Below are 2,171 nucleotides of genomic sequence, written 5' to 3'. Positions count from 1 at the left end.
GAGATATGAAATGAGACGCTCTAAAATATTGTTATTGTTGTTGTTAAGTGTTTTTATCACTAGTATTGCACCACAAAATAGTGATGCTTTTTCTAACCAAGTCATTACAAAAGGAGCTTTTGGAGATGATGTAATTGAACTTCAATCTAGGCTCCAGTATATAGGGTATTATAACGGAACAATAGACGGTAGATTTGGTTACGAAACCTATTGGGCTTTAAGAGATTTTCAAGAACAATACGGATTACCTGTGGATGGTATAGCTGGCTCCACAACAAAACAAAAACTGAATTCTGTTTCTCAGTATAATAAGGCTTATGTTATGGATCAGATAAATAAAGGAAATAAATTCACCCATTATGGAAATCAAGATCTAGACAATCAAAGCTCAAAAGGTGCTGGTACAAGTACGAATATGCAAGTACCAAGTAATTTTACAGAAGAAGATTTGAAACTAATGGCGAATGCAGTTTTTGGTGAAGCACGAGGAGAGCCATATGAAGGCCAAGTAGCTGTAGCAGCAGTTATCCTTAATCGCCTAGATAGCCCAGATTTTCCGAATACAATATCTGGAATTATTTTTCAACCTAGAGCATTTACCGCTGTTGCAGATGGACAAATTTGGTTGGAACCAAATGAACAAGCAAAAGAGGCGGTTTTAGACGCGATGAATGGTTGGGATCCTTCTGAAAATGCTTTATATTATTTTAATCCTAAAACCGCAACGAGCGAATGGATTTGGTCAAGACAGCAAATTAAAGAAATCGGCGAGCATATTTTCTGTATTTAAAATGAGGTGGATATAGATGAAAAAAACAATATTCTTATTAAGTTATGCAGTTGCTGCTTGCCTAATATTTAGTGTTGCTTCTCACCGTGAAAACCAAGAGTTAAAGTATTTGTTGCAAGGACAATATACAGGTAAGATGGCAGATGCTTCAACCCAGCTAAATGAATTACAGCAGGCAGTTCAACAATCTCTTTTATTTAGTGACCCTACTGCTTTCCATGATTCTCTACAAAATGTTTGGAGATTATCTTCAGATATTCGCTATTCAATTGCTGATCTACCTTTAGATCGTGAATTCACTACTGAATGGATGAATTACCTAGGTAGATTAGGAAACAGTGCGAGAATGACTATGACTTCACAAGAAAGTGCAGAACAATGGCAGAAGAATGTTAGTCAAATTTCAAATAATTTAACTAATTTTTCTTCTGATTGGCAAATAGCAACTGCTCATTACTTAAACGGAGATACGAATTATAAAAATTGGCTTGAGGAACAAACTTCAAATTCGGATACTTCTGGATTTAAAAATCTGTCTAAGTCAGTAAAAACTTATACGGAAAGTGACTTTCCATTAACCGCAAGTGAGGCTGATCATGAGAAAAAGAAAGAGTTAAAGGAACTCAATGATAAAAAAATTACGAAAGATGAAGCAATCTCTCGCTTCTATGAAATGTTCCCAGAACTTGAAAATGCCACATTGTCTGTGAAGCAAAGTAAAAAAGGTGCTCCTTATCCTTTTTATCATATTGCTTTTCATAAAGGTGAACGCACTGGGTACGCTGATATTACCCAAAAAGGTGGACATTTACTTTCTTATTTAATTGAAAGACCTTTTGAGAAAAATTCCTTATCAGTAGAAAAACTTAAAAACTTAGCCGATGAGCGGCTGAAAGAATTAGGTTATAAAGATGTAAAGGAAACAGATGCAAGGGAAAATAGTGAAGTATGGCATTTTACTTATGCTCGTGTAGAAGAAAAAACGAAAGCTAAAGTATATGCAGATGGAGTGCAAGTGAAAATCGCAAAAGATACAGGAGAAATAGTTGGACTAAATGGTGTTGAGTATATTCAAAAAGAAAAACTGAAACCTCAAATGATGAAAAAGATGAATTGGGACGAATTTTTTACAAATAAAGCGACAGTTGTCAATGAAGATTTAGCGTATGTAGAAAATAAAGATTTTGTTGAAAGGTTATGTTATGAATTGACTGTTCGTGTTAACTCTTCAAAAGTTCCACACACATATAAAGTTTTAGTTGATACAGAAACAGGAGAGGTTATTAAAAATGAAAAACTTTCCTGAATCATACGACCTATAATTATATAGATATATAACCTATTCCATGGCATAATATATATAGAACTTAGGATTCATAAA

At 34.1% G+C, this 2,171-nt stretch carries 2 protein-coding genes; both read left to right on the top strand.

Annotated elements, in window-relative coordinates; all coding sequences use genetic code 11:
• Positions 1-10 precede the first annotated feature (10 nt).
• Positions 11-790 (top strand): spore cortex-lytic enzyme, encoded by a 780-nt coding sequence (gene sleB, locus D1606_RS18235; protein ID WP_119417432.1) that lies wholly within the window; start codon positions 11-13, stop codon positions 788-790.
• A gap of 16 nt (positions 791-806) precedes the next feature.
• Positions 807-2,096, top strand: a complete 1,290-nt coding sequence (locus D1606_RS18230; protein ID WP_119417431.1) for a PepSY1/2 domain-containing protein — start codon at positions 807-809, stop codon at positions 2,094-2,096.
• The last annotated feature ends 75 nt before the right edge of the window (positions 2,097-2,171 follow it).

This window comes from Rummeliibacillus sp. POC4 (assembly GCF_003576525.1).
Taxonomy (GTDB): domain Bacteria; phylum Bacillota; class Bacilli; order Bacillales_A; family Planococcaceae; genus Rummeliibacillus.
This window is presented reverse-complemented; position numbering and strand designations above follow the sequence as displayed.